The organism is Citrobacter sp. wls757, from assembly GCF_005280935.1.
In the GTDB taxonomy this organism is placed as follows: Bacteria; Pseudomonadota; Gammaproteobacteria; order Enterobacterales; family Enterobacteriaceae; genus Citrobacter; species Citrobacter portucalensis.
In genome coordinates, this window is sequence record NZ_SZWU01000015.1 from 514,987 (window position 1) to 521,125 (window position 6,139).

At 51.8% G+C, this 6,139-nt stretch carries 7 protein-coding genes and 1 tRNA gene; all 8 read left to right on the forward strand.

Annotated features, from left to right (window positions below):
• Positions 1 to 206 precede the first annotated feature (206 nt).
• The 8 genes from ybgC to FDW94_RS04245 all read left to right on the forward strand — a co-directional run bounded on the left by ybgC (position 207) and on the right by FDW94_RS04245 (position 6,069).
• Entirely contained in the window at positions 207 to 611 is a 405-nt protein-coding gene (gene ybgC / locus FDW94_RS04210) for a tol-pal system-associated acyl-CoA thioesterase (RefSeq protein WP_003831439.1), read from the forward strand.
• Positions 608 to 1,300 (forward strand): Tol-Pal system protein TolQ, encoded by a 693-nt coding sequence (tolQ, locus tag FDW94_RS04215; RefSeq protein WP_003022976.1) that lies wholly within the window; start codon positions 608 to 610, stop codon positions 1,298 to 1,300. Before ybgC ends, tolQ begins: the two co-directional genes overlap by 4 nt.
• 3 nt (positions 1,301 to 1,303) lie before the next feature.
• Positions 1,304 to 1,732, forward strand: a complete 429-nt coding sequence (gene tolR, locus FDW94_RS04220; protein WP_003022978.1) for a colicin uptake protein TolR — start codon at positions 1,304 to 1,306, stop codon at positions 1,730 to 1,732.
• Between the two features lie 64 nt (positions 1,733 to 1,796).
• Positions 1,797 to 3,053 (forward strand): cell envelope integrity protein TolA, encoded by a 1,257-nt coding sequence (tolA, locus tag FDW94_RS04225; RefSeq protein ID WP_137377172.1) that lies wholly within the window; start codon positions 1,797 to 1,799, stop codon positions 3,051 to 3,053.
• Positions 3,054 to 3,181: 128 nt separating this feature from the next.
• Positions 3,182 to 4,474, forward strand: a complete 1,293-nt coding sequence (gene tolB / locus FDW94_RS04230; RefSeq protein ID WP_003022981.1) for a Tol-Pal system beta propeller repeat protein TolB — start codon at positions 3,182 to 3,184, stop codon at positions 4,472 to 4,474.
• A gap of 34 nt (positions 4,475 to 4,508) precedes the next feature.
• Positions 4,509 to 5,027, forward strand: a complete 519-nt coding sequence (gene pal, locus FDW94_RS04235; RefSeq protein WP_003022983.1) for a peptidoglycan-associated lipoprotein Pal — start codon at positions 4,509 to 4,511, stop codon at positions 5,025 to 5,027.
• Positions 5,028 to 5,036: 9 nt separating this feature from the next.
• Positions 5,037 to 5,828, forward strand: a complete 792-nt coding sequence (gene cpoB / locus FDW94_RS04240) for a cell division protein CpoB (protein ID WP_003831441.1) — start codon at positions 5,037 to 5,039, stop codon at positions 5,826 to 5,828.
• A 165-nt stretch (positions 5,829 to 5,993) separates the two neighbouring features.
• Positions 5,994 to 6,069: transfer RNA gene (locus FDW94_RS04245), tRNA-Lys, on the forward strand.
• Positions 6,070 to 6,139 lie beyond the last annotated feature (70 nt).

Sequence of the window (6,139 nt, forward strand, 5' to 3'; positions counted from 1 at the left end):
CTTGTTCTGTGCAAAAATTTTCGTCAGCGCCATCCGCGAACAACCACAGGACACAACCTAATTGCATTACCGGGATGTACAGTGAAGACAGCGCGATATACAACGACATTCTTGATGCATCGCGGCGGCAAGAACGCGAATCACCAGACGCTTACAAAGGTAAGTAACTGGTGTGAGTGGGCGAAGCCAACAAAGAGGCAGTAGGAATGAATAAGTATATGTTTCGATGGCCGGTTCGTGTCTATTATGAAGATACCGATGCCGGTGGGGTGGTTTACCACGCCAGTTACGTCGCTTTTTATGAAAGAGCACGCACAGAAATGCTTCGTCATCATCACTTCAGTCAGCAGGTCCTGTTGGCCGAACGTGTCGCCTTTGTGGTGCGCAAGATGACCCTCGAGTATTTTGCGCCTGCCCGGCTCGACGATATGCTCGAAGTTCAAACCGAAATTACGTCAATGCGTGGCACCTCATTGGTTTTCACGCAACGCATTGTCAACGCAGAGAACACCGTGCTGAATGAAGCCGAAGTTCTGATTGTTTGCGTTGATCCACTCAAAATGAAGCCTCGTGCGCTTCCCAAGTCTATTGTCGCGGAGTTTAAGCAGTGACTGACATGAATATCCTTGATTTGTTCCTGAAGGCAAGCCTTCTGGTTAAACTTATCATGTTGATTTTGATTGGTTTCTCAATCGCATCCTGGGCCATCATCATCCAACGGACCCGTATTCTTAATGCTGCTTCACGTGAAGCCGAAGCATTTGAAGACAAGTTCTGGTCCGGCATTGAATTGTCGCGCCTGTACCAGGAAAGCCAGGGGCGTCGTGATAATTTGGCGGGCTCGGAGCAAATTTTCTACAGCGGATTCAAAGAATTTGCGCGTTTGCATCGGGCAAATAGCCACGCGCCGGAAGCGGTCGTTGAGGGGGCTTCCCGTGCGATGCGTATCTCGATGAACCGTGAGCTGGAAACGCTGGAAACGCATATTCCATTCCTCGGCACCGTTGGCTCCATTAGCCCGTATATCGGTCTGTTCGGTACCGTTTGGGGGATCATGCACGCATTTATCGCGCTAGGCGCGGTAAAACAGGCGACGCTGCAAATGGTCGCACCGGGTATCGCAGAAGCGTTGATTGCAACGGCTATCGGTCTGTTTGCGGCAATTCCAGCGGTTATGGCCTACAACCGTCTGAACCAGCGCGTGAACAAACTGGAACTGAATTACGACAACTTTATGGAAGAGTTCACCGCGATTCTGCACCGCCAGGCGTTTACCGTTAGCGAGAGCAACAAGGGGTAAGCCATGGCCAGAACGCGTGGACGAGGTCGTCGCGAACTCAAGTCCGAAATCAATATTGTACCGCTGCTCGACGTACTGCTGGTGCTGTTGCTGATCTTTATGGCAACCGCACCGATCATTACGCAGAGTGTGGAAGTCGACCTGCCGGATGCGACCGAATCGCAAGCCGTCAGCAGTAACGACGAACCCCCGGTCATTATTGAAGTTTCCGGTATTGGGCAATACAGCGTGGTGGTTGAGAAAGATCGTATGGATCAACTACCACCGGAGCAGGTTATTGCGGAAGCGAAAAGCCGCCTGCAGACCAATCCGAAAACGGTCTTTTTAATCGGTGGTGCGAAAGACGTGCCTTATGATGAAATAATTAAAGCGCTGAACTTGTTACACAGTGCAGGCGTAAAATCGGTTGGCTTGATGACGCAGCCAATCTGATGACTGCGTTTTGCTGGCTTGAAAAATAGCACGTAACAGGCGAACAGTTTTTTGGGAACCGAGAGTGTCAAAGGCAACCGAACAAAACGACAAGCTCAAAAGGGCGATAATTATTTCAGCGGTGCTGCATGTCATTTTATTTGCAGCGCTGATCTGGAGTTCGTTCGATGAGCACATTGATGCTTCAGCCGGCGGCGGTGGCGGTTCGTCCATCGACGCCGTTATGGTCGATCCTGGCGCCGTTGTGCAACAGTACGACAGGCAGCAGCAACAGCAGGCAAGTGCGAAACGCGCTGAAGAGCAGCGTGAAAAGCAGGCGCAGCAGCAAGCTGAAGAACTTCGCGAGAAGCAGGCAGCTGAGCAAGAGCGACTGAAGCAGCTGGAAAAAGAACGTTTAGCCGCGCAGGAAAAAGTGCGCGAACAGGCGGAACAGCAGAAGCAAGCTGAAGCCGCCGCAGCGAAAGCGCAAGAGCAACAGAAACAGGCTGAAGAGGCTGCGGCGAAGGCTGCTGCAGACGCGAAGGCTAAAGCTGATGCCCAGGCTAAGCAAGCGGCAGATGCCGCGAAGAAAGCCGCTGCGGACGCACAGAAAAAAGCTGAGGCTGAAGCCGCTAAAGCCGCCGCTGATGCGAAGAAAGCTGCAGAAGCACAAGCTGCTAAGGCAGCTGCGGACGCTGCGAAGAAAGCACAGGCTGAGGCCGCTAAGCAAGCAGCAGCCGAGAAAGCTGCTGCTGAGAAAGCAGAAAAAGCCGCTGCCGCGAAAGCTGCCGCTGCTGAAAAAGCGGCGGCTGATAAGAAAGCCGCTGCAGAAAAAGCAGCAGCAGACAAAAAAGCTGCAGCTGAGAAAGCCGCTGCCGATAAGAAAGCTGCGGCAGATAAAGCAACTGCTGCTAAAAAGGCTGCGGCCGAAAAAGCCGCTGCAGCCTCTGGCGTTGACGACTTGTTGGGTGACCTGAGCTCCGGTAAGAATGCACCGAAATCGGGCGGTGGAGCGAAAGGAAACGGCCAACCGGCGAAAGATAGTGGTACAAGTGGTGCCAATGGCGGTGCATCTGGCGCTGATATCAGTGCTTACGCATCTCAAATTCGCAATGCGATCCAGAGCCGTCTGTATGGTGCAGATTTGTATGCAGGTAAATCTTGCGTATTACATATCAAGTTAGCACCCGATGGTCTGTTACTGGATGTGACCGAAGAGGGCGGGGATCCGGCATTGTGTCAGGCTGCGCTGACGGCTGCGAAAACCGCAAGAATTCCTAAACCGCCTAGCCAGGCAGTTTATGAAAAAGTAAAAGATGCCAAACTGGACTTCAAACTGTAATAACGCCCCCTGAGAAATCAGGGGAAACGGTCTAAGGTTGAGACAGAGTTCTGGTAGTTTTGTGTATTTGAGTTTGTTAACATTCTGCTAAATTATCGTGGGCTTTCCGTCCAGATAAGGGAGATATGATGAAGCAGGCATTACGAGTAGCATTTGGTTTTCTGATGCTGTGGGCAGCGGTGCTGCACGCAGAAGTACGTATCGAGATCACCCAGGGGGTGGACTCGGCGCGCCCGATTGGTGTTGTCCCCTTTCAGTGGGCAGGACCGGGTGCTGCACCTGAAGATATCGGTGGTATCGTAGGTGCTGACCTGCGTAACAGCGGTAAATTTAACCCGTTAGACCGTTCTCGTCTGCCTCAGCAGCCCGGTACCGCGCAGGAAGTTCAACCTGCCGCTTGGTCTGCGCTGGGCATTGATGCCGTAGTCGTCGGCCAGGTTACGCCGAACCCGGATGGTTCTTACAGCGTTGCCTATCAGCTGGTTGACACCGGTGGCGCACCGGGTACCGTACTGGCACAGAACACCTATAAAGTGAACAAGCAGTGGCTGCGTTACGCGGGCCATACTGCAAGTGACGAAGTGTTTGAAAAACTGACCGGCATTAAAGGTGCATTCCGTACCCGTATCGCTTATGTTGTTCAGACCAACGGTGGTCAGTTCCCGTACGAATTACGTGTGTCCGACTACGATGGTTACAACCAGTTCGTGGTACACCGTTCTCCGCAGCCGCTGATGTCTCCGGCGTGGTCCCCGGACGGTTCAAAACTGGCGTACGTTACCTTCGAAAGCGGTCGTTCTGCACTGGTTATTCAGACACTGTCTAACGGCGCGGTTCGTCAGGTAGCCTCGTTCCCACGTCACAACGGTGCGCCTGCGTTTTCTCCGGATGGCAGCAAACTGGCGTTTGCCCTGTCTAAAACCGGTAGCCTGAACCTGTATGTCATGGACATTGGTTCCGGTCAGATCCGTCAGGTGACGGATGGTCGTAGCAACAACACGGAACCTACCTGGTTCCCGGACAGCCAAAACCTGGCCTTTACGTCTGACCAGGCCGGTCGTCCGCAGGTATATAAAGTTAACGTCAACGGCGGTGCTCCGCAGCGCATTACCTGGGAAGGTTCGCAAAACCAGGATGCGGATGTGAGCAGCGACGGTAAATTTATGGTAATGGTAAGCTCGGCCAACGGTCAGCAGCACATTGCCAAACAAGATCTGGTAGCGGGTGGCGTACAAGTTCTGTCGTCAACGTTCCTGGACGAAACGCCAAGTCTGGCACCTAACGGCACTATGGTAATCTACAGCTCTTCTCAGGGGATGGGATCCGTGCTGAATTTGGTTTCTACAGATGGGCGTTTCAAAGCGCGTCTTCCGGCAACTGATGGACAGGTTAAATTCCCTGCCTGGTCGCCGTATCTGTGATAATAAATAATTGATTAATAAAGGAATCATTGAAATGCAACTGAACAAAGTGCTGAAAGGGCTGATGATTGCTCTGCCTGTTATGGCTATTGCAGCGTGTTCTTCTAACAAGAACGCCAGCAATGACGGCAGCGAAGGCATGCTGGGTGCCGGCACTGGTATGGATGCAAACGGCAGCGGCAACATGTCTTCTGAAGAGCAAGCGCGTCTTCAGATGCAACAGCTGCAGCAGAACAACATCGTTTACTTCGATCTGGACAAGTACGATATCCGTTCTGACTTCGCTGCAATGCTGGATGCTCACGCTAACTTCCTGCGTAGCAACCCGTCTTACAAAGTCACCGTAGAAGGTCATGCGGACGAACGTGGTACTCCTGAGTACAACATCTCCCTGGGTGAGCGTCGTGCGAACGCCGTTAAGATGTACCTGCAGGGTAAAGGCGTTTCTGCTGACCAGATCTCCATCGTTTCTTACGGTAAAGAAAAACCTGCAGTACTGGGTCATGACGAAGCGGCTTACGCCAAAAACCGTCGCGCCGTACTGGTTTACTAAGAGAATTGCATGAGCAGTAACTTCAGACATCATCTGTTGAGTCTGTCGTTACTGGTTGGCATAGCGGCCCCCTGGGCCGCTTTTGCACAGGCGCCAATCAGTAGTGTCGGCTCTGGCTCGGTCGAAGACCGTGTCACTCAACTCGAGCGTATTTCTAACGCTCACAGTCAGCTTTTAACCCAACTCCAGCAACAACTCTCCGATAATCAGTCCGATATTGATTCCCTGCGCGGTCAAATTCAGGAAAATCAGTATCAACTGAATCAGGTTGTTGAACGCCAGAAGCAGATATTGCTGCAGATGAATAATCTTGGCAGCGGTAGTGCACCTGCGGCGCAATCTGCGGGCGGCGATCAGAGTGGGGCAGCAGCAACCCCTGCACCTGATGCGGGTGCAGCGGCAGCGTCAGGTGCTCCGGTACAAACTGGCGATGCGAATACCGATTACAATGCGGCCATTGCTCTGGTGCAGGATAAATCCCGCCAGGATGACGCGATTGAAGCATTTCAGAACTTCATTAAAAAGTACCCAGACTCAACTTACCTGCCAAATGCGAATTACTGGCTGGGTCAGTTGAATTACAACAAGGGGAAAAAAGATGATGCAGCGTTCTATTTTGCTTCAGTAGTCAAAAATTTCCCGAAATCACCAAAGGCTGCAGACGCGATGTATAAAGTCGGCGTCATCATGCAGGACAAAGGTGATAAAGAGAAAGCGAAAGCCGTTTATCAGCAGGTTATCACTAAATACCCTGGCACTGATGGCGCGAAACAAGCGCAAAAACGCCTTGGCGCGATGTAATGAACACCATGCGACCAGAAATCGTGTTAATTCTGGTCGCGTCGTGTGATTCCTAAGCAGTTGAGTTATTTACATCGAAATTTTTGTTGCGCTAAAATCTGAAATCAGTAATATATGCCGCCGTTGCCAAGGGATATCAAACAGCCCGAAAGCGGCAAAAAAAGTGGGTCGTTAGCTCAGTTGGTAGAGCAGTTGACTTTTAATCAATTGGTCGCAGGTTCGAATCCTGCACGACCCACCACTAACTTAGTTAGTAAGTAGTATCCAGCGCAGTATCGGGTGATTAGCTCAGCTGGGAGAGCACCTCCCTT